Here is a 25375-nt window from a genome sequence, read left to right on the forward strand (position 1 = left end):
GCTGGCGCGCGCTGCCTCCGGCGGGGATATTTTTGGCCAGATGAAGAGCGGATCAGATGCATCGGCCGCCGTCGACCTCAAGCGCAGTGCCGGTGATCATGCTGGCCTCGTCCGAACACAGGAAACAGGCGGCATTAGCCATATCTTCAGGGGTTGAAAAGCGGCCCAAGGGGATGGTCGACAGGAATTTGGCACGGATTTCGGGTGTGTCTTCACCCATGAAAGATTTCAGCAATGGCGTTTCCCCCGCGACCGGGCAGATCGCATTCACCCGCAGCCCGGACGGTGCAAGCTCGACCGCCATCGTTTTGGTTGCGGTGATCATCCAACCCTTGGAGGCGTTATACCAGTTCAGGTTCGGGCGCGGCGACAGGCCCGCGGTTGAAGCCACGTTTAGCACTGAACCCGCCCCGCGTGCCTTCATATGAGGCACCAACGCGCGGGCAGTCAGATAGACGGATTTCATGTTCACGCAGAAAACACGGTCGAAATCTTCTTCGCTGACCTCCTCGAGCGGCGTCGGAAGGTGAGTCACACCGGCATTGTTCACCAGGATATCCAAATGGCCGAAAGTTGAGAAAGCCGCATCCGCCATCTTTTGGACCGAAGCACCGTCGCTTACATCGACCTGCTGAGCAACCGCTTCGGAACCAAGCTGCCCAGCAAGCTCATGGGCAGCATCGCCATTGATGTCAGCAATCATGACGCGCGCACCTTCGGCCTGGAACTTCCTTACGATCCCCGCACCAAACCCGGATGCTCCGCCAGTGACGATTGCGGTTTTTCCCTCCAGCCTCATGGCGTTACTCTCCTGCACCTTTTGAAGGTCAGACTATCAACGCCCCGACAAGATGCCAGATCAATCTTCGGACACCTTGCCTCGCAATGCCTTAACGTCACCCCGTGCCTTTTTCGTCGCAAGCCTGCGTTTGACCGAGCCATAGGTAGGTTTTGTTGCGATGCGCCGCTTGGGTTGGACCAGCGCACGCGTGATCAGTTCGGCCAGCCTTGTACGTGCGATTTCCCGGTTGCGGGCTTGCGACCGTGTTTCTTCACACTGGATGATGATCGCGCCATCCTTGGTCCAGCGGCGCCCGGCCAACCGTTTCAGCCTGTTCTTGACCGGATCGGGTAAAGAAGGGGAGCGCGCGGCCTCGAACCTCAGCTCAACGGCGGTCGAGACCTTGTTCACATTCTGCCCGCCAGGGCCGGAAGAGCGGACAAAGCTCTCGGTCATTTCCCAGTCTTGCAGAGTGATATCGTCGGTAATGCGCAACATAGGTTCGACCATAACTGGCACGGGTGAAAACAGAAAGGGCCGCCCCGGCGGGACGGCCCTTCGAAAGTTCAGGAGGTCGGGTCGGTTAGATCAATCGACCAGCCGGAGCGAACACTCCGCCAAGGGCTGCCCTAGCAGGCGGTCCCCCCGGTTGTTCCGACACCTCTCTCCAATCTCTTTCTTGACACTGGATCACCTCCTTTTCTATCTGTTGCGGTTAGAAAGAAGCGTGACACAAGATGCGCTATTCTCAAAGCACTTTTTTACGCAGGCTGTGCAGCGGTCAGTCGCGCAACGATCACTTTGAACGGGATCAGCGCGATCAGGGCCAGCGACAGTTTCACCAACCAGTCGGCAAAGGCCAGCGTCACCCACAGCGGTGCCTCGGGACCCGACAGCATGAAGAGCACGGGCTCCCACGCCCAGTTGATGGCAGCATCCGCATCGGCGCCAAAGAAGGTGACCGAGGCAGAGAAGGCGATGGTGAAGAACAAAGCGGTATCTAGCGCTGAACCTACCAGAGTCGATACCAGCGGCGCGCGCCACCATTGACCCCCACGCATGGCGTTGAACACGGTGACGTCGGTCAGCTGCGCAATCAGGAAGGCGGTGCCCGAGGCCACGGCGATGCGCAGCGGCACGGCAACATAGGTAAAGCCGTCGCCCTGAAGCATGATCTGGCTGCCGATCAGCGAGCAGATCACCCCGGTGACGAAGCCCGCGAAAACGACCTTGCGGGCCGGGCCCACACCATAGACGCGGTTCATGATGTCAGTGACCAGAAAGGCCAACGGATAGGTGAAGGCACCCCAGGTCAACAGCCCGTCAAGGATCAGGAACTGGACCAGAATGTTCGAGGCCACCACGATGGCGGCCATGGCAAGAATGCCGGGAATAAAGTTGCGTTGCATATTTTGATGCCCGTTTTGACAAGGTAGCGGCGACTTGGCCAAGGGACCGTCCCAAGGCAGGCTGTGCGTTTAGACCTTCATGTACCGCGTGTCAATCGGGCAGCAGATACTCGACCAACTCGGTTCGTTGCAGTGCCAGAAAGTTGTCGTCCGAAATCATCGTGGCCCGCAAATGTCCGTGATCATCCCGCCAGATCGACAAGCCTTCGAGGTTGTCATGGGCCCCTGCTCCGGTTTCGAACACGGTTTCCTCGGCGTTTGGCACGTTACCTGCCAGATCCCATCGCCGCAGGCGCGAGCGAAACCCGATTGCCGAGAGGCTTCGCTCCAACACATAAAATCGTCCATCAGGACCGAAATCAGCGGCAACCGGCTTGAACCAACCACGCTGGGGCAGAACAAAAGGGGTCGACCAGGTTTGGCCATTCCAGCGATAGACGGGAATATCTCCACGAGCGGTGCGGTTTGTTTCCGGTAGCGTATACAGCCGCCCGCGCCCATCGATGGCCAGACCTTCAAAGGATCCATTGTCGGCGAGGTCCTGAAATGCCTGCGGGCGCGGTAATACACGCGCCTTTGTGCCCGGTGCGGGGTAATGGGCGACGCGGTGCACCCCTTCAAATGAGATGTAGAACCCACCGTCCGGAGCCGCCGCAATCCCTTCGGAATCGCCAACGCCGCCTGACATGATGTGCCCATTGCTGGACAGAACCGGCCAGTGCCCCAGAATGCGCAGGCCGGTGATCTCGCCATCAAGGCGCTCAATGCGCGCGGTCACCAACCTGGCCCGGTCGCTCAGCGCCATCATCTGCTGCCCATTGTCCGAAATGTGCAGCGCCGAGAATCCGCCAAACCAATCCGCCTGGTGACGCCATGCAAAACTGCCTTGGTGTGTGGCAGTTTTTACATCCACTCCCAAGGCCGCCGAAGCCAGAAACAGTGCCGTACTTACTTGGATTGCAAGATGGCGGCGCATTGTTTTGGCAAATCGGCCAGAACATATTCCCGGCGTTTCTTGGGCGGCGGCGCGTTCGGGTCGGGCGGCGGCGGGTTCAAGATGTTACGCACCCATTGTTGCGCCTCGGCACAGCCATCGCCCTTGGGTGGTGCATCCTGGTTGACGCATCCCTTTGATCCTCTAGGGCATTTCAGGCGCACGTGAAAATGGTAGTGATGCCCCCACCAAGGCCTTATCTTGCGCAGGTAAGCACGATTGCCTTTTTCATCGTTGCACATCTGAACCTTCGCCCCGGGGAACACGAAGATACGCGCCACGCGTTTGTCCTTGGCGGCTTCGCGCAACACCGCATGATGCTGTTTGGTCCAGTTGCTGTTGACGTAGGCGCCGTTCGAGCGTCGCAGCGATATGGATGAGATGTTCTCGCGCGCCTTGCGCGACAGGCGCATGTTATTGCCCGGAAGCATCCAGATATCGATATCCAGCCCCAGCTGATGAGAGCGGTGTCCCGAGGTCATTGGGCCACCCCGCGGCTGGCTGATATCCCCAATATAGAGACCATTCCAACCCGGTTGCCGTGCCGCAAACTTGCTGAGGTCCTGAACGTAATCGATTGCCTCGGGATGTCCCCAGTTTCGATTGCGCGACAGACGCATTGCCTGCCACGTCGGACCGGTTTCCGGCAATTGCACCGACCCGGCCGCGCACCCACGCGAATAACTGCCGAAAGCAGCCGCTTTTTGTTGCGAGCTTACCTTCTGCGCCCCGAACAACTGCTTTGCCAGGGGCTGCGCCGTCGCCGTATTCGCCAGCGCCATGATGGCCAAAAATGCCAAATAACGTAATAAAATCATCCGCTCTGATCCCCTTCAGGTCTCACCCAACGCATCAGGAATAGGCCCAGAATAAACAACAGTACGATGGGTGACACCCCCAGCCGCGCACTTCCGGTCACAGTTGTTGCAATCCCGATCAGCAAAGGCGCGGCAAAAGCGGTCGCGCGGCCCGACAGACCATAAAGTCCGAAGCTCTCCACCGGGGCTTCGGGGTCGGTGTGACGCACCATCATCGAGCGGCTGGCCGATTGCAGAATACCGCCCATGCCTCCGATCAGAACACCGCAACCAAAGAACACCATATCCGGCAGGTTCGAGCCTTCGGGTAGTGCGATACCGTAAATCTGCGTCCGGTCCATCATCACGATTGTCACGCAGACGAAGATCAGCACCCAAATTGCCGCCAAAATCACTGGTTTGGGGCCGAGCTTTTTGTCCAGCTTTCCCCCGATCCATGAAAACGCGGCAGCCGCCAACACGCTGACAATTCCGAAAACACCGATTTTGATCAGGTCCCACTCCAGAACCAGCCGGGCATAGACACCCCCGAAGCTGTACAATCCGTTCAGCGCATCGCGATAGAACATGGACGAGCCGAGGTAACTGGCCAAACTGACGCGATGGCGCAGGTTAGATACCGATTTCGCCAGCAATCGCAGTGCTTCACGAACAGTGCCTGACTTGTCCGTCGGCACGTCCTCACGAACCCAAAGGAAGTACGGCACCATGAAAAGGACGAACCAACCGGCAGTGAATGGTCCAACAAAGCGGGTTCCCTGTTGTTGCGACGCGTCCAGACCGAATATGGGGTCCAAACCTATCAACGTCTTGCCGTTGGCCTGTTCCACAAACAAAGCCAGCATGATCGCCAGCGAAATAAGGCCGCCAAAATAGCCAAAGGCAAAGCCTGAGCCCGAAATCTCACCTACTTCACTGTCATCTCCCAGATCGGGCAGCTGTGAGTTGATGAAGATCAGCGCGTATTCCGCGCCGACAAAGCCCAGACCAAAGGCCGACAGCATCAACCACATGTTCGAGCCGTCGGGCAGAGTGTACCAAAGCGCAGCGGAACCAACGGCATACATCACCGAAAAGACAAAGATCCAAGGGATTCGCCGACCAGAGACATCTGCCATCGCCCCCAGCAACGGCGCGCCAAACGCGATGATCAACCCGGTAATCGTCAGGCAGTTCGCCCAGACCGTCTGAGCTCGCGCAGCGGCCTCCTGCGCATCCAGCCCTTCATTGGTGAAGTACCCGGCCGCAACGCCCGCGAAGTATGGGCCAAAAACGAACGTAACCAACAAAGTATGGTAGGGCTGACTGGCCCAGTCAAAGAACCACCAGCCCCAGATGCGCCTGCGCTTGGATATTTCTGCCATCTCTGCCCCTGTTTATCGTTGCTTTTATAAGACGGGCCTTTAGCCCAATTCGCAAGCGTTGAGTTCAGGCTACTTGCTCTTTGCGGCAAGGGTGCTTAGGTCTCGGCCAACAAGAGAACGGAGAACCCATGCTGTCGCTGATCCAAATCCTGCTGCTGATCCTGGACATTGTCTGGTTCATCATCCTGGCCCATGTGATCATGAGCTGGCTGATCAACTTTCAGGTGCTTAACCTGCACCAACAGCTGGTTGCGCAAATCTGGTACGGGCTGAACCGTATTCTAGAGCCTATTTATGGCCCGATCCGCCGTATCCTGCCCAATATGGGCGGGCTCGACCTGACACCTCTGGTCGTACTGATCGGTGTGTATGCCCTGCGGATCATCCTGATCAACAATGCGGTCTATTTCTACTGACCTCTTGTTCACCGATTCTTAGTATGTGATTGTCCTGTCTCAAGAGCAGATAAACCTAATAACAGGGCACCCCCGCACATGTTCGACGCCGCACCCCTGCTGCGAGATGTCTTTGGATTCGACGATTTCCGCCCCGGGCAGGAAGAGATCGTCGATGCCGTGACCGCGGGCGAAAACGTGCTGGCCATCATGCCTACCGGGGGTGGCAAATCCCTTTGTTTCCAACTGCCTGCCCTATTGCGCGACGGGGTGACCGTGGTGATCTCTCCACTGATCGCTCTGATGCGCGATCAGGTGCGCGGGTTGCAGGAAGCCGGTGTTGAGGCCGGAGCCCTTACATCTGGCAACACCCCTGAAGAAACAGATGCCGTTTGGGAAGCGCTGGAGACCGGACGGCTCAAGCTGCTTTACATGGCGCCAGAACGTCTGGCTGCGGGGTCGGCGCTGGGGATGCTGCGCAGGATCAATGTCAGTCTTATTGCAGTGGACGAGGCCCATTGTGTCAGCCAATGGGGACACGATTTTCGCCCTGATTATTTGCGGATCGGAGAGCTGCGGCGCGCCTTGGACGTGCCGCTGGCCTCTTTCACAGCGACAGCAGACGCCGAAACGCAGGACGAGATTGTCGAAAAACTGTTCGACGGCACCGAACCCCGCAAGTTCCTGCGCGGGTTCGACCGGCCCAACATCCATCTGGCCTTTGCTGCCAAGGACGGACCGCGCAAGCAGATTCTGGATTTCGCTGAGGCGCGCAAAGGACAATCCGGCATCGTCTATTGCGGCACAAGGAACAAGACCGAAGTGCTGGCGCAAGCCTTGCGCGCAGAAGGTCACACCGCCTGCCACTATCACGGGGGTATGGAGGCCGAAGATCGCCGCATCGTCGAAAGCCGTTTCGCGCGCGAGGACGGGCTGATCGTGGTTGCCACAGTTGCCTTTGGGATGGGCATCGACAAACCGGATATCAGGTGGGTCGCCCATGCCGACCTGCCGAAATCGATCGAGGCGTATTATCAGGAGATAGGGCGCGCTGGGCGTGACGGTGGCCCCGCTGAAACCCTGACCCTGTTCGGACCCGACGATATCCGTCTGCGCCGCTCTCAGATTGACGAGGGTCTTGCTCCGCCCGAGCGCCGCATGGCCGATCATGCCCGGTTGAATTCCCTACTGGGGCTGGCCGAGGCGCTGGAATGCCGCCGCCAGACATTGTTGGGCTATTTCGGAGAACAGGCGGTAGCGTGTGGGAAGTGCGACCTGTGCGACACACCACCTGAGATATTTGATGGCACAACGCCTGTCCGAATGGCCTTGTCTGCGATCCTTCGCACTGATGAGTGGTTTGGCAGCGGTCATCTGATCGACATTCTTCTGGGGAACGAGACTGACAAGATCCGCGCGCGCCGTCATGATGGTTTGTCCACCTGGGGCATCGGCAAAGAATGGTCGCGCGCCCAATGGCAGGCCATCTTCCGCCAGATGATGGGTCACGATCTGGTGCGTCCCGATCCCGAACGTCACGGCGCCTTGCGGATGACCGAAGCCGCCAAACCAATTCTGAAGGGAGAGGCACGGATCAACTTGCGCAAGGACACCCTGCGCAAGGCGACCCGCCGCCCCGCCGTGAAAGCCATGGTCTCCGATGAAGATGCGCCATTGCTTTCTGCTCTCAAGGCGAAAAGACGCGCTTTGGCAGAATCCGCGCGGGTCCCGGCCTATGTTATTTTTCCAGATCGTACCCTGATTGAAATGGCGGAAAAACGCCCCATGACACTGGACGACATGGCACGTATTGGCGGTGTTGGCGCAAAGAAGCTGGAACGCTATGGCGATACCTTTCTTGAAGTGATCGCTGGCACAGCGGAAACCGTTCATCCGGCGCGACGCAAGCTGGCCGGACGCGATCAGGGCGAAATTTATGACCGCTTGCTCGAAGTACAGTCTCAATTGTCCCGCGGGCCAGACGGGATAGACAAACCGCTGACCTGCTCGGCCTCACAACTGGCGAAGGTGGCTCAGATGCGCCCTGACGACCTGCGCGGGATTGAACAGGTGCTGGGCGACCGACGTCACCAAAGGTTTGGCACCGCCTTTCTGGACGTGTTGCGTGGGGCGGGCTAGATACGCTGGAACAGGTAAGAAAAGAGGGCAGATATGCTGGTAGTGATTTCTCCGGCCAAGCGGCTGGACTGGGCAGAGCGGGACGTTGAAGTCACACAGCCCGATTTTCAGGATGATGCGATCAGACTGTCCAAAACCGCACGCAATCTGACCCTTGGCGATCTGAAAAAGCTGATGGATCTGAGCGATGATCTGGCACGTCTGAATCGCGATCGCTATCGTGCTTTTTCGGACATGCCAGACGCCAAGGCAACGCGCCCGGCCGCGCTGGCCTTTGCAGGTGACACCTATCAGGGTCTGGAAGCAGCTTCGCTCGGTCCTGACGAAATGGCATGGGCACAGGATCATCTGCGCATCCTCTCGGGCCTGTATGGCGTTTTGCGGCCACTTGATGCGATACAACCCTACAGACTGGAGATGGGCAGCAAGCTAAAAACCCGGCGCGGCAAGAACCTTTATGAATATTGGCGCGACCAGATGAGCAAGGCCCTGAACGCACAATGCGACAAGATCGGCAGCGACGTTCTGATCAACTGCGCCAGTCAGGAGTATTTCGGTGCCGTGGACCCGCACGCTTTGAAACTGCGCGTCGTCACTCCTGTGTTCATGGAAGACAAGAACGACACTCCGAAGATCGTGAGTTTCTTTGCCAAAAAGGCGCGTGGTGCAATGGCGCGCTATGTCATTCAACACCGCCTGACTGACCCGAAAGCTCTGCTGGATTTCGATACGGGCGGATACGCGTATCGTGCTGACCTGTCGGAAGAGGACAGACCTGTCTTTGTTCGACCCTATTCGGCCTGAGACCCTGACAGATTGATCGATAACTCTTGCAGCTACGGTTTTGGACTGCGGGTCTGAGCGAGGGGCCAGCCCCTCGCGCTCCCCGGGATATTTTCAACCAGATGAAGCAGAATCCTGTTTGCGGTCACACATGGGTGAATGCTCCTGGACGAGGTGATTGTCCATAACATTGCTTACCCCGTCTGGTTGGTGTTGCAGGATCATTTGATGAATATGATTTTTGCGCAGCGGTTTCGTCATGTAGTAATCCAACCCCGCGGACAAGATGCCCTGGTCGTCACCGGCCATTGCATGAGCCGTCAAGGCAACGATCGGGACATGACGCCCTGTTTCGACCTCAATCCTGCGGATTTCAGTAGTGGCCTGTTTGCCGTCCATCTTCGGCATGGAAATATCCATGAAGATCAAGTCTGGGTCAAACTCCTGAAAGATCTCAACGGCTTCAATCCCATTGGAGGCAAATCGCAAGTCTATTTGCAGGTCTTGGACCATCTTTTTCAGGATCAGCTGATTGGTATGATTGTCTTCGGCCGCAAGTATCTTCATGCGCCTTGTTTCCAATACCTTGGTTTCTTCTTTGACAGAGACGGAACTTTGCTGCGTAGAACGACATTCTGGCGGCGAATTACCCCTGAGAGCCACGAGCCTGGAATACAACTCGGCCCTGGGGATCGGCTTCTGCAGCACACCGTTGATCAGGTCGCGGGCCGGGTGCGTGTGGATCAGAGATGGATTTGCAGACATCACGATGACCGAGGCATCGCCCCACCCACGGTCTTTAAGGGTGATGGCCAGGTCCAATCCATCCATATCTGGCAGATTATGATCGCACAGGACAAGTTCAATTGCGTCATGCATTTCTGCCAGCGCCTCGGCTCCTGACGCGCAAACCGTCACTTCGGCCCCTAAACGGCCAAGTTGTTTCGCCAGAATAGCCCGGTTTACGGCCAGATCCTCGACCACCATGACGTGTTTCACGCAATCCGACAGTTTCGGAGGTTCCGGCTGTGGGCCTTCTGCCGTGGGCAGCGACACCTTGAACCCGAAACAGGATCCCCGACCCGGTTCGCTTTCAACCCAGACCGAACCGCCCATCATGGTGATCAGGCGCCTGCTGATGGCAAGACCCAACCCGGTACCTTCAAATTGACGATTGCGTTCATCTTCGACCTGATTGAACTCACCAAAAACGTGGTTGATCTTGTCCGCGTCTATGCCGATGCCGGTATCTTCGATGGCAACATGGATGTCGCATGTCTGAGCCTGGGAATGCGGAACGCCTGTCACACGGACCAGTACATGCCCTTCCTTGGTGAATTTGACCGCGTTGCCCACCAGGTTGGTCAGAACCTGCCGTATTCGGCCGGGATCTCCTACAAAAAGGGTGGGCAGGAAAAGGTCGTAATCCACAAGCAAGGTGAGCCCCTTGTCACGTACGCTGGGTTGCAACAGCATCGCGACCTCAAGGATGCAGCACTCCAGATCGAAGGGTTCAGGGTGTAGAGTCAGTTTGTCCGCCTCGATCTTGGAATAATCAAGCACGTCGTTGATGATAACCAACAATGCCTCACCCGAGTTGCGGATCGTGTTGACATAGAGCCGCTGTTCTTCGTCCAGAGGAGATTCATCAAGCAATTCGGTCATACCGACGATACCATTCATCGGCGTGCGGATTTCGTGGCTCATATTGGCGAGAAAGGCTGATTTGGCCCTGTTGGCCGCTTCCGCCCGTTGGCGGGCAGCCTTCAATTCTGTTTCGTGCCGGACCGACGCGGTGATGTTGAGTGCCAGGCTGACCACGTCACCGCCGCTGCCACGCTGATCGATCAGGCGGATGAAGTGGCCGTTCCACAGTTGCATGACGATTGGAGGTGGACTGGAACGATTCCAGCGGGCCTGCATTCTGGCCTGCCATTCCTCGGCAGTTTCGTCGCCAATGTCTACAATTCCTTCGGTGGTCAGCAATTGCAGAATCCGCTGATAGGAAATCCCCGGTGCGACTTCATCCAGGCCTTCAAAAACACTTAGATATGCTGCATTTGCGCTGATAAGCCTGCTGTCGCCGTCAAAGAAAGCAAACCCGTCCTGAATGGTCTGGATCGAATGCCACAGGCGGCGTTCAGCAATCTCGATCTTGGCATGGGCGACGGTAAGATCGGATTTGACCTTTTCGTTTTCACCGCGGACAGTTTCAACTTCGGCCTGAGTTTCACCAATACGCCTGGTCAGTGCCATGGCGTGTTGGCCCAGTTTTCGATTTGCAGCCGAAAGTTCGGCCTGTTTCAAGGCAAGCATTCGTTCTGCTGCCAGACGCGCGCGCCGTTCCTGTGCCAGTTTGTTCGCAAGACTCATTATGATCGATTCCGGGACGTTCGGATTTCAGCATCGCGACAGAGAATGAAAAACTGTTTAAGCCGTTGCGCTACAGGCGCGCGCCATGCAAGGCTGAGCCCAAAGAGGAGGGCACCATGCGCCGCTTTGTTTATATTTCAATAACTTACATAATTTTTCTTCTGAACCTTCCTGCTGCGGTTCTGGCGCAGAGTGCGGTGCCTGAATTCCGCTATGTCGCCTCTCGGGACACGGATTTCTATGGCTCGGATCTGGATGCCTTGTTCGACACCGATTTGAAGTCCTGCATTCAGGCCTGCTCGGCCAACGCGCAATGTACGGCGTTCACCTATAATACCCGGTCCGATGCCTGCTTTCCCAAAAGTGGCGTGAGCCGGCAAGAGACGTATCAAGGGGCTCTGTCTGCGCAAAAGGTGCCAGGCACTGAAAAGTCTCTAACCCTAGGAAAAACACGGGCTGAAACATTGAGCGCCCTGAGTTCTGACGATCTTGGTCGCGCAGCAAAACAAGCCCGAGATTTGGGGTTCCTGCACCCGGCAGGAGGGTACGATCTGCAAGCCGTTCTGGATGCCGCGCGCGACGCGGGCAGTGTCACGCAGGCGATGCAGTGGACGGGTGTCGCCGTATCGCTCAGCGACACCCCGGATCTTTGGGTGGAATATGCGCGCCTGCTGCTGGCCATGAACCCTTCGGGTTGGAACGAGCGGCGCGATCTGCGCAATCGCGCGCTGAATGCGGCGATCAATGGCTATCTGCGTGCCGATGCTCCCGGCTCCCAGATCGCTGCCCTGATGATACTTGCAGAAGCCTTGGAAGAGGTTGAGCGCGGGCGCGACATGATCCCTGTTCTTCGGTTGGCCGAGCAGGTGCAACCGCGGGAAGACGTATTGGCCGCCTTGGACAACGCCATCGGTAAATATGGCTTCCGCGTGGTCGACAGCTCGGTCGAAAGCGATGCGGCTGCCCCCAGGATTTGTATCGAGTTCTCGGAACCTCTGGTCAAGGCTGGGGTTGATTATGATCCCTTCGTTCAGCGTGACGCTGACGGGCTGGTCGTGCAGGCCGATGACAGCCAGCTCTGCGTCGATGGGGTTGCGCATGGCCAGCGTTATCGCCTGACATTGCGCGAAGGCTTGCCTGCCGCCTCGGGCGAAGCACTGAACCGCAGCATTGAACTGACCCATTATGTTCGCGACCGGGCACCTTCGGTGCGGTTTCCCGGGCGCAGCTATGTCCTTCCGAATTCTGCGGGTGCGGCCTTGCCTGTCGAAACGGTCAATGTGACAGAACTTGACCTGACCCTGCGGCGGGTCAGTGACCGGAACCTCTTGCGTGCCGTGCAACAGGACTTTTTCGGCCGTCCGCTCAGCGAATGGCAGGAAGAAGAATTCTCGGACGAGATTGCTCAGGACATCTGGACGGGTACTGCCGAGGTTTCCAACCAGTTGAACCAGACCGTGACGGCACGTCTTCCCATGGCCGAAGCGATCTTTGATCAACCTGCGGGTATCTATGCATTGACCGCCCGCGTTCCGGGAGCCGATCCCTATGACGATCCTGGCGCAACGCAATGGTTTGTTCTTTCTGATCTGGGGATCAGCACCGCCCTGGGTACAGACGGGCTGCACGTGACCGTGCGCGGACTAAGCGATGCAGTACCGCGCGAAGGTGTCGAAGTTTCGCTGGTCTCAGAGGCGAACGCTGTCATTGCGACGGCGCGGACCGATGAAACCGGCTATGTAAGCTTCGATCCGGGCCTGACGCGCGGAAAAGGGGCCAGTGCGCCTGCTCTGGTGACGGCGGCAAGTGATGACAGCGATTTCAGCTTTCTCTCGCTGACCGATCCTGCCTTTGACCTGTCGGATCGCGGCGTTGAAGGGCGCGCGCCGGCGGGGCCGGTTGATGTCTTTCTGACCACCGACCGAGGTGCTTATCGGGCTGGAGAGGTGATCCATGTCACTGCCCTGTCCCGCGATGGTAAGGCGCTGGCCATTGAGGGCCTGCCTCTGACTGCAATCCTGTATCGCCCGGACGGGGTGGAATACCGCCGGTCTGTCTCGGATGGCGGCGTTGCCGGGGGTCATGTCTTTGCCCTGCCTGTGGCCGCAGACGTGCCGCGTGGCGCATGGAAGATTGAAATCAAATCCGATCCCAAGGGCGATGCACTGGCGCGTCAGACCGTGCTCGTCGAGGATTTCCTGCCCGAACGTATCGATTTTGACCTGACCCTGCCCGACGCACCCTTGCGCCCCGGCGATAGTCCACCACTCTCGATCGACGCGCGCTATCTGTTTGGTGTGCCGGGGTCTGACCTGAGCATCGATGGGCAGGTCATCGCGCGCCCGGCGGACACGGTTCCGGGCTACAGAGGTTATCGCTTTGGTCGCTATGATGCAGAGACCTCGATCAAGAGCACATATTTCGGTGACATGCACACAGACACGGCGGGTCAAGCAACTGTGGCGGTCGAAGTCTCTGCATTAGAGACTGAAGGAAAGCCGATCGAGGTCGAGATCATCGCCCGACTGGCCGATGGCTCGAGCCGCCCGGTTGAGCGTCGCCTGACCGCGCCTGTCTTGCCGCCGCACCCTGTTATTGGGGTCAAGCCCCTGTTCGACGAGGTCATCCCGGAAGGCACGGAGGCTGCGTTTGAGATTGTCGGCCTTTCCCCTGACCTGACGCCCAGCCCGATGCGTCTGCGCTGGACGCTGAACAAGGTCGAAACGCGCTATCAATGGTATCAGCTGTACGGCAACTGGAATTGGGAACCAACTACGCGCCGCAGCCGTGTCGCCACTGGCGAAGTGGACGTCTCTACCGACCCTCTGACGCTGACACAGCCGGTGAAATGGGGGCGCTATGAACTGGTGGTGCAGCGTGTCGATGGGACGTATGCAGAAACCGCTATCGATTTCCATGCGGGCTGGTATCAGGCAGCCGATGCATCGACCACGCCGGACCGGCTTGAAATGTCGTTGGATCGCGACAGCTATCGCATCGGGGATACGGCGCAGTTGCGGATTGTACCGCGAATGGCCGGTGTCGCTCAGATAGAAGTCCTTTCGAACCGTCTGGTCCATCGCCAAATGGTGGAAGTGCCGGAAGGTGAAACTCTGATACCCATTGAGGTAACTAAGGATTGGGGCGCAGGGGCTTATGTCACCGCAACCGTGATCCGCCCAATGGATGTTGCAGCCGGTCAGAACCCGGCGCGGGCGATGGGTGTGGCCCATGCCAGCATCGATCCAGAGGACCACAAACTCTCCGTAACTGTCGATGTGCCCGAGGTCATCGCACCACGTCAGACGCAAAAAGCCCGTATCAGGGTCGAAAACGCCGCAGACAATGATCCGGTCTGGCTGACCCTGGCCGCTGTCGATGTGGGCATTCTGAACCTCACCGGGTTCGAAAGCCCGGACCCGCAAGGATACTATTTCGGGCAGCGTCGTCTGGGCGTTGATCTGCGGGATGTCTACGGGCGACTGATCGACGGCATGACCGGAGCCATGGGCACAGTGCGCTCGGGCGGCGACAGTGACAACGGGATGCGTCGCCAGTCTCCGCCGCCGACGCAAGACCTGATGGCCGTGTTCAGTGGCCCGGTCGAGATCGGTGCGGATGGTGAGGTTGAGATCGACATTCCCCTTCCCGCCTTCAACGGAACCGTCCGCCTGATGGCCGTCGCGTGGTCGCACAAAGCCGTCGGCCAGGCCGAAGCCGAAATGATCGTCCGCGACCCTGTGGTCGTCACCGCCAGCCTTCCGCGCTTCCTTGCCCCAGGCGATCAAAGCCGAATGCGTCTTGAGATCGTCCATGCGGATGGCACGCCCGGAGAAATGGCACTTGGCCTGACCGCCTCCAACGGTTTGGAACTGGGCGCGGCACCAGCCAGCTTTGTGCTGGAGGACGGTGGCAAGGCGGTTTTCGAGATCCCGATCACGGCCAGCGCCGTCGGCGATCCTGAAATCAGCGTGTCGATCACCACGCCTGATGGGCGCGACCTGTCGCAAACCCTGCGGATGCCGGTGCGCGCCAATGATCCGGTGATTGCGCAGACGCGGCGTTTTGCCTTGGGCGCAGGCGACAGCTTCCTGTTTTCACAGGATGTGTTTGACGGGCTCCAGCTGGGCTCGGCCAAGGCCATTCTGTCAGCCGGAGCATTGGCAAAATTCGACACACCCGGACTGCTGGATCAGCTGAACCGTTACCCCTATGGCTGCACCGAACAGATCACCAGCAAAGCGCTGCCGTTGCTGTACCTGTCATCCGCTGCGCAAGCCTCGGGGCTGGGGGATGGTCCGGTGGTGGATCAGCGCATCGGCGATTCGATCCGCAGCATCCTGACCCGTCAGGCCGCGAACGGAGCCTTTGGCCTGTGGCGCGCAGGCAGCGGAGATTTCTGGCTGGACGCCTATGTGACCGACTTCCTGTCCCGTGCCCGCACTCAGGGACATCCCGTGCCAGACCGGGCTTTCGCTCAGGCAATGGATAACCTTCGGAACAGGGTCAATTATGCACCAGATTTTGACGAAGGCGGTCAGGACATCGCCTATGCCCTGATGGTTCTTGCTCGGGAAGGTGCGGCCTCGATGGGCGATCTGCGCTATTACGCTGATGTTAAAGGGGATGCCTTCGACACCCCTCTGGCGGCGGCACAACTGGGCGCAGCTCTGGCCTCTTACGGCGACCAGACCCGTGCGGATTCGATGTTCAACCGTGCCGCGCTAATGCTGGATCGGCAACAGAACCAGCAACAGAACGTCTGGCGCGCTGACTACGGCACCTACCTGCGGGATGCGGCCGGTCTGTTGACCCTTGCCGTGGGCGCAGGTAGCGAGGCGATTGACCGCGATGCTTTGATCCAACGGGTGAGCACAGGCCGCACGCCGCTGTCTACTCAGGAGGCCACGTGGTCGTTGCTGGCGGCGCACGAGCTTGTGTCTGACACAACGGAATCGGGCTTGATGGTCAACGGCGCGCCGGTTTCTGGTCCGTTTGTGAAGGTTCTGCAATCCGGACAGGCGGATGATATCAACATCATGGCCGCCGACGGTCAGGCGACGGATATCACCTTGACGATCACGGGCATTCCGGAATCTCCGCCGGAGGCGGGCGGCACCGGCTACGCGATCGAACGGCAGTATTACTCGATGGATGGCGCTTTGATCGACGCAAACAGCTTTGCCGTGGGTGACCGGTTCGTCACAGTACTGCAAGTAACACCGTTCGAAAGCGGCGGAGCACGGTTGATGGTGGACGATCCACTATCCGCCGGGATCGAGATCGACAACCCGAGCCTGCTCCGCTCGGGCGATGTGCGGGCACTCGACTGGCTGGACCTGTCCGACGCTACCCATACCGAGTTCCGTTCGGACCGGTTCTTGGCCGCCGTTGATTTGTCCGGTCGTGAGACGGTAACGCTGGCCTACGTGGCGCGCGCCGTAACGCCGGGCGTGTTCCATCATCCTGCAGCCTCGGTCGAAGATATGTACCGCCCGCAGAACCGCGCGCGTACGTCGACGAGGCAGGTTGAGGTTCAGTGATCAGCCTTGCGCCATACCACTGCTTGGATGGCTGTCATGCCTAGGCGGTCGCGGCTTTTGTTTGCGCTGGCCGGAGCACTCTACCTGACGGCACTGGCGCGGGATGGTGTTGACCGCTGGGTCGACGCCACAACCCTCCCTCCCGTTCTGGCTGAAACTTCGGTCGAGATGCGAGACCGGAATGGCGACCTTCTGCGTGCATTTCCAGTCGAGGATGGCATCTGGCGACTACGGCCCGGCGCAGTCGATCCGAAATTCATCGCCATGCTGATCCGGTACGAGGATAAACGGTTCTGGACCCACGCCGGAGTGGACCCCATCGCGATGCTGCGGGCCGCTGGGCAAAGCCTGTGGAACGGGCGTAACGTGTCGGGTGGGTCCACCCTGACCATGCAGGTGGCACGGTTGATCGAAGATGGCCCGACCGGGCGCTGGAGCGGAAAATTTCGCCAGATCAGAGTCGCATTGGCGTTGGAGCGGCGCCTGAGCAAACAGCAAATCCTGAACCTTTATCTGACCCATGCCCCTTATGGTGGTAATCTGGAAGGACTCCGCGCCGGCACACGCGCGTGGTTTGGAAAGGACGCCGCCCGGCTGACCCCTGCACAGACAGCCCTGTTGGTTGCGTTGCCGCAATCTCCGGAAGCGCGGCGTCCGGATCGTAACCCAGAGGCCGCCCGAGAAGCGCGTGATCGGGTGCTGCGCAGGCTTGAACGCCATAACGTCCTGACCGGTGTTGAAGCGCGCGTGGCTTTGACCGAAGCTCTTCCGGATCGGATGAATTCGTTTCCGCGCCTTGCACCACATCTGACTGACCGTGTGGCGCGGCAAGCGCCCGCGACCCGAGCCTTCGACCTGACGATGGATGCCGGATTGCAGGCCCGGCTGGAAACCTTGGTGGCCCAGGCCGCCACCCGTGTCGGACCGCGCGTTTCCGGGGCCCTGATCGTGGCCGATCATCACAGCGGCGAGGTTCTGGCATCGGTCGGATCTGCCGGGTATCAAGATGCGCGTCAGGGGTTCGTGGATATGACCCGGGCCGTACGGTCTCCCGGATCGACCCTGAAACCTCTGGTCTACGGGCTGGCCTTCGATCAGGGGCTGGCCCATCCCGAGACCCTGATCAGCGACAGCCCCGTCATGTTCGGTCGGTACGCGCCGCGCAATTTTGATGGCGCATTCCGTGGAGATGTCCGGGTGCGGGATGCATTGCAATTGTCGCTGAACATCCCCGTTGTGCGGCTGACGAATGAACTGGGGCCCGCTCGTGTGATGACGGCATTGCGGTTGGCCGGCTCGGAACCGCGTCTGAATGGTGGCACACCCGGATTGGCGATTTCTTTGGGCGGCGTGGGGTTGAGCCTGCACGATCTGGTTCAGGTTTACGCCACTCTGGCGGCTGGTGGCACAGGCCCGATCCTGTTTCACGATACGCTTGCGGAGGCGCGGCAAACTCAGCGCGTTCTGTCAGAAACCTCTGCCTGGCAGGTTGCGGACATTCTGGCCGGGGTTTCGCCACCGGCGGGCAATGCAACAGGGTCGCTTGCCTACAAAACCGGCACATCTTATGGCCACCGCGACGCCTGGGCCATCGGCTTTGACGGGCGGCACGTCATCGGGGTCTGGCTGGGACGGGCTGATGGAACGCCTGTTCCCGGTGCATTTGGGGGCGTTCTTGCCGCGCCGCTTCTGGCCGAGGCTTTCAACCTGTTGAAACCCGACCTCACGCCCCTGCGTCCACCGCCGCCCTCGACCCTGCTTGTCGGCGCTGCCCAATTGCCGCAACCTTTGCAGCGATTTCGCCCCCGCACAAAAGCTTTCGAAGATGATCCTTCCGCGCCGGACTTGCTGTTTCCTCCCAATAACGCTGTGTTAGAGACATTCGGAGCACCTTTGACGGTCAAACTGCGTGGCGGCGTCGGACCGTTTTCCGTACTAGCAGATGGAGTGCCCTTGCTGACCGGGCAGCGGCAACGAGAGTTCAAAATCCCCAATCCGGGGGCCGGTTTCACCTCACTTGTCGTGGTGGATTCTCAAGGTCAGTCCGACAGGGTCGCAATCAGGATCGATTAGCGCCGCCCCTCACGCAGCCAACCTCCTAACAGGAAACCACCTGCCAACAGCAAAACCAGCCAAGGAGGCAGCAGCCCCGCTTGGGTCACATCCCTTGTCTCGTAGGCATCGCGTGGCGTCAGACCGATCCAGCCCCGACCGGCCGCTGGACGCCCGGCGCGCACGTTTCGGATCGACGGCAATCCATCTTCCAGCCGGATCACGCCGCCACGCATATTGGCCAGAACCGGTTCAAGGATATCCCCTGTAGCGATGGTGCGTTCAAATTCCTTCGGCGCGGCGGGACCAAGGCCAATCACGGCCGTGTGGTCGCCTTCCTGCAAACGATAAAGACCAATCTCGGGCCCATAGTATAACGCTTCGAACCGCCCCGGAGAGACCTCTTGCAAAGTGATTTCCAGCGTTTCGCCGTTCGGGCGCGTCACAGTCACCGGACCCACGTCATCCCCAAGCGTCTGTCGAATGATGCGCATGGATTGTCCGTTGGCTTCGGCCCACAGCGCCTCTTCCTCAAGTTCGGGTTCCTTCATCATCCAATGGGCCAACCTGCGCAAAAGCTCCAGTTGTGGGCCGCCACCTTCAAAGCCGCGACTCCACAGCCAGGCATGGTCCGAAGCCAGCATTGCAACACGCCCCTTGCCCACTCGATCCAGAACCAGCAACGGGCGTTCGTCAATGCCTGTCATCAGTACCTCGCCCGAGCGATGGTTCACATCAATCTGGCGCAACCAGGCGCCCCAATCCGCGGGATCACCAAGATTTGTTGTCACCGGATGGCGCTGACCTAACTCGCTGACCATCGGCACATAACGTTCCTCAAAGACACGCGCGGAAGGTTGAGCAGGCAATATCGGTGCCAGCGGCGACCGGAAAATGCTATCTGCACTTGCGAAATCGGGACCAGCAGCAATCAGAACTGCGCCGCCATCGTTGATATAGTTGGTGACATTGTCCAGGTAGATCGCCGGCAGGATGCCCCGCCGCTTGTAGCGGTCGAAGATGATCAGGTCGAAATCGTTGATCTTTTCCAGAAATAGTTCACGCGTTGGGAAAGCGATGAGTGACAGTTCATCGACGGGCACGCCGTCCTGTTTCTCGGGCGGACGCAGGATGGTGAAGTGCACCAAGTCTACGGAACTGTCGGATTTCAGCAAGTTACGCCATGTGCGCCCACCGGGATGCGGCTCACCCGAGACCAGCAACACGCGCAGGCGATCCCGAACGCCGTTCATCTGGATCAGCGCGGTATTGTTGCGGTCGGTCAACTCACCTTCGGCCTGAGGCACGGAAAACTGGATCACATTGCGCCCGCCATGCGGCAGAGTGACAGGCAGTTCTACGTCCCGACCGATTGGAATACTCAGCTGCTGCGGCTCGCCACCATCCACGGAAATCTCCAGCGGCGCTGTCGCGGCACCCGCGGGGGCTGCTCCGCTGTCTTCAACGCGCAGGGTCAAAGTCACTGATTCTCCGATGATGGCAAAGGCAGGTGCATTTCGGACGATAAGCCTGCGATCCCAGTCGTCTGCACGCCCGGTTTGCAGAAGATGCATCGGCGCTGGCAATTCCGGGGCCTGATCAGCGTCATGCACAAGCCCATCCGATACCACCAGAATGCCTGCGATGCGCGCGCGCGGTTCTTCGGCCAGAGCTTCATTCAGGGCAGCCATGACCTGCGTGCCCTCATCCCCCTCACCGTCGCCGACCCGAATGCGGCGCAGTTCCGTATTATCTCGTGCCTCGATCTCAGCGGCCAGTTCTTCGGCGGCCTGGGCAGTTTGCCGGGCCCGGTCCGAAAGTGTCTGGCTGGCACTTTCATCCCCGATCATCAAAACGATATCGGTCAGCCGAGCACGGTCTTCGATCTGATAGACCGGACCGGACAGTGCCGCGATGACAACCAAAGCTGCCAATCCCCGCAGGGCCCAGCCCGACAAGCCGCGCCACAAGGCCAGACCTACTCCAGCAGCGGCAATCGCCCCCACAGCAGCCAAAAACGGCCACGGAATCAGTGGGTCGAATATGACGGTTCCGGTCATTGTCCCAACCTGTCCAAAAGTGCGGGCACATGGACCTGATCGGATTTGTAGTTCCCGGTCAGAACGTGCATCACAAGATTTACGCCAAACCGATTTGCCAGTTCGCGTTGCCGTTCCCCGGCATAGCCACGACCGACAGGCAACAGGGCCTGCCCGTTGCGATCCACGGCCCAGGCTCCGGCCCAGTCATTGCCGCCGATAACCACCGGTGTCACATTGTCATTGAGGTTGCGGAAAGGCATCCCCTCGATCTGTTCTGCATCCCCGGGCGCAGCTTCGACCCAAACCTCGGTACCGGAATAGCGACCCGGGAAATCCTGAAGTAAATAGAATGTTCTGGTCAGGACATGATCGCGGGGAATCGGCTCTAATGCAGGGATATTCAGCGGTCCGGCCAGTTGTTGCAACCTGCGGCCATTCGGGCTAGATGCGCCAAAACCGGCGATGTCCGCATCACGCGTGTCAAACAGGATCATCCCACCCGAGCGCAAATATGCGTTCAGTTTGATATACGCCTCAGCCGAAGGTTGCGGCTGGTTCGGTGTAATGGGCCAATAAAGCAGCGGAAAGAATGCCAGCTCGTCTCGTTCCAAATCAACGCCGATTGGGTCCGCCGGTTCGACGGAAGTGCGAAAGAACAGGGTTTGCGCCAAGCCCCGCATTCCGGCCTCGGCAATGTCGTCCACCTGCGCGTCACCCGTCAGCACATGCGCCAGCACAAGTTCTTGCGTTGCCGCCAAGGCGAACTCGGTATCTTCGGGCGTCTGCGCCTGTACTTCCGGCACCAGCAGGAAAGCTGCCAGCGCCGCAGCCGTCGTTCGGGCCAAACCCAACCTGCCCGACAGAGCCAGAGAGGCAATTACGTCAACCGTCAGCAAGATCAGTGCGAGGCTGAGCAACAGTCCACCAAGCGGGGTTTCCGTGCTGAACTCCTGCCCTTTGATCGGCACATTGGCGGGCCAGATCACCGGGCGCAGCTCGGTTTCTTCCGAGACCACGTTCAATGCCAGCTTCTGTTTGCCGCTTTCATAGAGACCCGGACGCAACTCTGGCCCGATCTGGCCCGAGATCAGCTGAACCCCATCCACACCTGCCAGCGTTCCAGCATCCGACAAGGCTCCAAACCCGTCCATGATCTGAACCGGTTCCCACGTGGTGCCCTGCAACTGCGCTTCTTGCCGCGATTTGGCTGCTGAGGCCACGGCCAAACGATCCAGCATCTCGACGAACAGGCCTGACAGCGGCAGGCTGGACCATTCGGCATCCGCAGTGACGTGAAACAGCACTACCTGCCCAAGCCCCAGTGCCTTGCGCGTCACCAACGGAGTCCCGTCGGACAGCGAAGCAATCACGCGATCCGCAAGATTAGGGTCTGGTTGGGCCATGACTTGTGTCGAGACAACCACGTCATTCGGGATAGCCAAGCCGTAAAAAGGAGAGTTCTCAGGGAATGGAGCCAGCGTCTTGGCTTCACCCCAGCTCATCGCGCCGCCGACGGATCGCCCACCGCTGCGCAGCCGCGCCGGTAACAGGGTGTCTTCGGTGTCCCGCCCCAGATCGCTGGCCGCCATGCGCGGACCGGCAAAACGCAGCAGCAGGCCGCCCTGTTCGACCCATTCGATCAACGCGGCCTTTTCCGGTTCCGACATCTGCGCCACGTCCGACAGGACGATCACATCCGGGTTGGCAGGCAGAACCTCAAGCAGGCCGCCATCGACAAAATCCGCAGTCGGGATCAGGACCTGTGTCAGGTAATGCAGAGGCGACAACAGCTCCAGCCCTTCACGGTTGAGGGTTCCGGCAATCAGTGCAACCTCGCGCCGACGCAGACTGTCATCGGTCAGGGTCACGGCCCCGGCGGACCTTTGGCCCTGAATCTCAAACCGCGTGATACGGGCGCGCAACTCCGACGGCAGTGCCAGATCGACCTGCGCCGTGGTTTCGCCGGCTTCAAGGGTCAGCTCAACAGAATGCAACACCCGGGCTGTTCCCACCGGATCACGTCCTTGCGCCAAAACCGTCACACGGTCTTCCGGTCCGGGGCCTGCACGCTGTACGGTCAATTGGATCAGCCCGTCCTGATAGGCCGCTGGCAGGATCGCAACGGGCCGAGACGCCGCCTGATAGACCGTCACTTCACCGCGCGCCAGCAAGCTTGAAACCAGTTCAGCGTGGTTTGAATAATTCAACCGGTCACTGAACCAATGGGTATCAAACCCGCCCTCAACGGCGTTCAACGCGGCAATGGTCTGAGCAATCTGATCCGCATTCGGCTGCCAGGGGTGAGGGGTCAGTCCGGGTAAACGCCCCTGCCATGCCTCTGCGGCCTGAAAAACAGGTGTTTCCGGCTCTGTCAGGCGCAGAATCGCAACAGTTCGGCCCGCGCGCCCGGCTTCGGACAATTGTGTTTCTATCTGGTCCAGTGTCGCCGGCCAGCGCGTGGCACCGGCCCAACTGGCATCCAGAACCAGCAGAAGAGGCCCGGTTCCGGTTTCATCCCGAGATGGGTTCAGGACCGGCCCTGCCAGCCCGAAAATGATCGCAGCAGCAGCCAACATCCGCAGCAGCAGCAGCCACCACGGGGTGCGGTCCGAAACGCTTTCGTCATCCTTCAGACCCAACAAAAGCGTCACCGCCGGGAACATCCGGCGGATCGGCGCGGGCGGTACGGCCCGCAGGATGAGCCACAGGATCGGCAGGGTCAGAAGACCCAGCAAAACCCAGGGCGCGGTAAAGCCGATGCCCGCCAGAACCGTCATCGCGTTCCCCCGTCCAGCGCACGATAGAGCCACAGCAGAGCCGCTTGCGCACTATCACCGGTATGATGCAGGCCCAGTTGCCAGCCCGTCGCTCGGCATAGCTGCGTCAGCGCGTCCTTGCGGCGCGCGAGGCGTTCCAGATAACGGTCCCGTAACTCTGCAGCCTTAAGCGTTTCATGTCGGACAGAACCGCCAACGCTTTCGAAAACGGTGCGGCCACGGTAGGGAAACGACTCTTCGCTCGGGTCCAGCACCTGCAGAACCACGCCGCGCACGCCACGGTCGGCGGCTTTGGTCAGGGCCAGTTCGACTTCGTCCATGGGACCAAGAAAATCAGAGATGAACACGGCGCGGGCATGAGGGATCATGGCACGGTGTTCAGGCGGGGCGTAATCCGTTTGATCATCCTCGGTCCAGGCCTGCGCCAGCCGGATGATCTGCGCATTGCCGCGCCGGGGCGGCAAGGTCGTGCCTGTCAGGCCGACACGTTCACCGCCGCGCACCAGAAGGATCGAGGTCGCCAGCCCCAACAGGCGGGCGCGATCCGCCTTGGTGGGCACGGTTATGTCGGACGCAAACCGCATCGAAGCCCCCTGATCGACCCAAAGCATCACGGATTGCGCGATCTGCCACTCCCGTTCACGTACAAATTGCTGATCCCCACGAGCCGAGCGGCGATGATCTATCATACGACGGCTATCGCCGATCTGGGCCGGGCGGTATTGCCAAAAATCATCCCCCATACCGGACCGCCGTCGACCGTGGTCGCCCAGCAAAACGGTACCTGCCAAATGCTCTGCCCGCGCCAACAGGGGCGGCAGCCGTGATGCCTCGGCTTCAGATCTTTCACGAAGGGTCAGCGCGGCATTCACGCCGCTGCCTCGGTTCGGATCAGTCCAACAGCGGTCGAGTCGATCAGATCAGCGAGACTGTCACCGCGCGCCCGTGCCGCAAAGTTCAGTGCCATCCGATGGCTGAGCACCGGGCGCGCCATATCCAGAACATCTTCGGCATTGGGTGCCAGACGTCCCTGCAACATCGCACGCGCCCGCACCGTCATCATCAGCGCCTGCGCTGCACGAGGACCCGGGCCCCAGGCCACGGTTTCGGCAACCCGCTCGGATACTCCTGTTTCTTCAGGACGGAAGGCTCGGACCAGATCAAGGATCAGTTCAACGACGGATTCTCCGACCGGCATCCTACGCAACAGGACCTGCGCAGCCAGCAACTCTTCCTTACTGAAAATCTGATGCGCTTCCTCTTCTTCAACCCCGGTTGTGGCCAGCAGAATATCCCGCTCGGTCTGACGGTCGGGGTATTCGACATCGATCTGCACCAGAAATCGGTCAAGCTGAGCTTCGGGCAGCGGATAGGTGCCCTCCTGTTCAATCGGGTTTTGCGTTGCCAGCACATGGAACGGTGTACCCAATGAACGATCCTCACCCGCTACGGTCACTGTACGTTCCTGCATCGCCTGCAACAGCGCCGACTGGGTCCGTGGACTTGCCCGGTTGATCTCGTCCGCCATCAACAGCTGACAGAAGATCGGGCCGGGGATGAAACGGAAATGGCGGCTGCCATCGTCGGCAGTATCCAACACCTCAGAGCCCAGAATATCGGCGGGCATCAGGTCGGGCGTGAACTGAATGCGGTTGCCATGCAGGCCCATCACCGTTGACAGGGTCTCGACCAGACGCGTTTTGCCCAACCCCGGCAGACCGATCAGAAGGGCATGGCCGCCACACAAAAGCGCGGTCAGAGTCAGGTCCACGACCCTCTCCTGCCCGATGAAGCGGCGGGTGATCGAGGCCTTGGCCTCTTGCAGCTTGTTTTCCAGCGCTTCGATCTCGGCTACGAGGTCGGCAGGTTCGGTCATGACTTTCCCTTCCGTGGAGTAATATGATT

At 59.5% G+C, this 25375-nt stretch carries 16 protein-coding genes; 5 read left to right on the top strand and 11 right to left on the bottom strand.

All coding sequences use genetic code 11. The features are described from left to right. Positions 1-52 precede the first annotated feature (52 nt). The 6 genes from AC2FFA_RS16525 to AC2FFA_RS16550 all read right to left on the bottom strand — a co-directional run bounded on the left by AC2FFA_RS16525 (position 53) and on the right by AC2FFA_RS16550 (position 5366). Positions 53-799, bottom strand: a complete 747-nt coding sequence (locus AC2FFA_RS16525; RefSeq protein WP_117871652.1) for an SDR family oxidoreductase — start codon at positions 797-799, stop codon at positions 53-55. Positions 800-859: 60 nt separating this feature from the next. Beyond that, on the bottom strand, positions 860-1279 hold the full coding sequence (gene arfB / locus AC2FFA_RS16530; protein ID WP_117872938.1) for an alternative ribosome rescue aminoacyl-tRNA hydrolase ArfB: 420 nt from the start codon (positions 1277-1279) through the stop codon (positions 860-862). Positions 1280-1542: 263 nt separating this feature from the next. After that, complete coding sequence (locus AC2FFA_RS16535) at positions 1543-2190, bottom strand: queuosine precursor transporter (RefSeq protein WP_496852437.1); 648 nt, start codon at positions 2188-2190, stop codon at positions 1543-1545. Positions 2191-2281: 91 nt separating this feature from the next. After that, positions 2282-3166 carry an esterase-like activity of phytase family protein gene (locus AC2FFA_RS16540; RefSeq protein WP_496852438.1) on the bottom strand — a complete coding sequence of 295 codons (885 nt, stop codon included), beginning with the start codon at positions 3164-3166 and terminating at the stop codon, positions 2282-2284. After that, positions 3139-4002 carry a penicillin-insensitive murein endopeptidase gene (mepA, locus tag AC2FFA_RS16545; RefSeq protein WP_496684342.1) on the bottom strand — a complete coding sequence of 288 codons (864 nt, stop codon included), beginning with the start codon at positions 4000-4002 and terminating at the stop codon, positions 3139-3141. Before mepA ends, AC2FFA_RS16540 begins: the two co-directional genes overlap by 28 nt. After that, entirely contained in the window at positions 3999-5366 is a 1368-nt protein-coding gene (locus tag AC2FFA_RS16550) for an MFS transporter (protein WP_117871644.1), read from the bottom strand. The genes mepA and AC2FFA_RS16550 overlap by 4 nt, the downstream gene beginning before the upstream one ends. Before the next feature lie 128 nt (positions 5367-5494). Between AC2FFA_RS16550 and AC2FFA_RS16555 the strand changes: the two genes are divergently transcribed. The 3 genes from AC2FFA_RS16555 to yaaA all read left to right on the top strand — a co-directional run bounded on the left by AC2FFA_RS16555 (position 5495) and on the right by yaaA (position 8704). Then, the gene (locus AC2FFA_RS16555; protein WP_117871642.1) at positions 5495-5782 is read left to right on the top strand and encodes a YggT family protein; all 288 of its coding nucleotides are present in this window, start codon (positions 5495-5497) and stop codon (positions 5780-5782) included. Positions 5783-5860: 78 nt separating this feature from the next. Further along, entirely contained in the window at positions 5861-7900 is a 2040-nt protein-coding gene (gene recQ / locus AC2FFA_RS16560; RefSeq protein ID WP_496852439.1) for a DNA helicase RecQ, read from the top strand. A gap of 33 nt (positions 7901-7933) precedes the next feature. Further along, on the top strand, positions 7934-8704 hold the full coding sequence (gene yaaA / locus AC2FFA_RS16565; RefSeq protein ID WP_496852440.1) for a peroxide stress protein YaaA: 771 nt from the start codon (positions 7934-7936) through the stop codon (positions 8702-8704). 93 nt (positions 8705-8797) lie between these two features. Here yaaA and AC2FFA_RS16570 read toward each other — a convergent pair whose 3' ends face one another. Beyond that, entirely contained in the window at positions 8798-11056 is a 2259-nt protein-coding gene (locus tag AC2FFA_RS16570) for a response regulator (protein ID WP_496852441.1), read from the bottom strand. Positions 11057-11172: 116 nt separating this feature from the next. On the opposite strand from AC2FFA_RS16570, the gene AC2FFA_RS16575 reads away from it, so the two are divergent. Both AC2FFA_RS16575 and pbpC read left to right on the top strand, forming a co-directional pair. After that, complete coding sequence (locus AC2FFA_RS16575; RefSeq protein ID WP_496852442.1) at positions 11173-16599, top strand: alpha-2-macroglobulin family protein; 5427 nt, start codon at positions 11173-11175, stop codon at positions 16597-16599. 36 nt (positions 16600-16635) lie between these two features. Next, positions 16636-18672 carry a penicillin-binding protein 1C gene (gene pbpC / locus AC2FFA_RS16580; RefSeq protein WP_496852443.1) on the top strand — a complete coding sequence of 679 codons (2037 nt, stop codon included), beginning with the start codon at positions 16636-16638 and terminating at the stop codon, positions 18670-18672. Here pbpC and AC2FFA_RS16585 read toward each other — a convergent pair. From AC2FFA_RS16585 to AC2FFA_RS16600, 4 genes are read right to left on the bottom strand one after another with little or no spacing between them, the layout of a single operon-like run. Next, on the bottom strand, positions 18669-20711 hold the full coding sequence (locus AC2FFA_RS16585; protein WP_496852444.1) for a hypothetical protein: 2043 nt from the start codon (positions 20709-20711) through the stop codon (positions 18669-18671). The genes pbpC and AC2FFA_RS16585 overlap by 4 nt on opposite strands. After that, positions 20708-23470, bottom strand: coding sequence for a DUF4159 domain-containing protein (locus tag AC2FFA_RS16590; RefSeq protein ID WP_496852445.1), 2763 nt, complete (start codon positions 23468-23470; stop codon positions 20708-20710). Before AC2FFA_RS16590 ends, AC2FFA_RS16585 begins: the two co-directional genes overlap by 4 nt. Beyond that, positions 23467-24342, bottom strand: a complete 876-nt coding sequence (locus AC2FFA_RS16595; RefSeq protein WP_496852446.1) for a DUF58 domain-containing protein — start codon at positions 24340-24342, stop codon at positions 23467-23469. Before AC2FFA_RS16595 ends, AC2FFA_RS16590 begins: the two co-directional genes overlap by 4 nt. Next, positions 24339-25346, bottom strand: coding sequence for an AAA family ATPase (locus AC2FFA_RS16600; RefSeq protein WP_496852447.1), 1008 nt, complete (start codon positions 25344-25346; stop codon positions 24339-24341). Before AC2FFA_RS16600 ends, AC2FFA_RS16595 begins: the two co-directional genes overlap by 4 nt. Positions 25347-25375 lie beyond the last annotated feature (29 nt).

It is taken from the genome of Ruegeria sp. YTSB088 (assembly GCF_059609825.1).

Coding starts and splice junctions, on each gene's coding strand:
- AC2FFA_RS16555 (WP_117871642.1), top strand. CDS start 5,495: ATGCTGTCGCTGATCCAAATCCTGCTGCTGATCCTGGACATTGTCTGG.
- AC2FFA_RS16550 (WP_117871644.1), bottom strand. CDS start 5,366: ATGGCAGAAATATCCAAGCGCAGGCGCATCTGGGGCTGGTGGTTCTTT.
- pbpC (WP_496852443.1), top strand. CDS start 16,636: ATGCCTAGGCGGTCGCGGCTTTTGTTTGCGCTGGCCGGAGCACTCTAC.
- AC2FFA_RS16535 (WP_496852437.1), bottom strand. CDS start 2,190: ATGCAACGCAACTTTATTCCCGGCATTCTTGCCATGGCCGCCATCGTG.
- AC2FFA_RS16585 (WP_496852444.1), bottom strand. CDS start 20,711: ATGACCGGAACCGTCATATTCGACCCACTGATTCCGTGGCCGTTTTTG.
- AC2FFA_RS16600 (WP_496852447.1), bottom strand. CDS start 25,346: ATGACCGAACCTGCCGACCTCGTAGCCGAGATCGAAGCGCTGGAAAAC.
- AC2FFA_RS16570 (WP_496852441.1), bottom strand. CDS start 11,056: ATGAGTCTTGCGAACAAACTGGCACAGGAACGGCGCGCGCGTCTGGCA.
- recQ (WP_496852439.1), top strand. CDS start 5,861: ATGTTCGACGCCGCACCCCTGCTGCGAGATGTCTTTGGATTCGACGAT.
- AC2FFA_RS16525 (WP_117871652.1), bottom strand. CDS start 799: ATGAGGCTGGAGGGAAAAACCGCAATCGTCACTGGCGGAGCATCCGGG.
- AC2FFA_RS16590 (WP_496852445.1), bottom strand. CDS start 23,470: ATGACGGTTCTGGCGGGCATCGGCTTTACCGCGCCCTGGGTTTTGCTG.
- yaaA (WP_496852440.1), top strand. CDS start 7,934: ATGCTGGTAGTGATTTCTCCGGCCAAGCGGCTGGACTGGGCAGAGCGG.
- AC2FFA_RS16540 (WP_496852438.1), bottom strand. CDS start 3,166: ATGCGCCGCCATCTTGCAATCCAAGTAAGTACGGCACTGTTTCTGGCT.
- AC2FFA_RS16575 (WP_496852442.1), top strand. CDS start 11,173: ATGCGCCGCTTTGTTTATATTTCAATAACTTACATAATTTTTCTTCTG.
- mepA (WP_496684342.1), bottom strand. CDS start 4,002: ATGATTTTATTACGTTATTTGGCATTTTTGGCCATCATGGCGCTGGCG.
- arfB (WP_117872938.1), bottom strand. CDS start 1,279: ATGTTGCGCATTACCGACGATATCACTCTGCAAGACTGGGAAATGACC.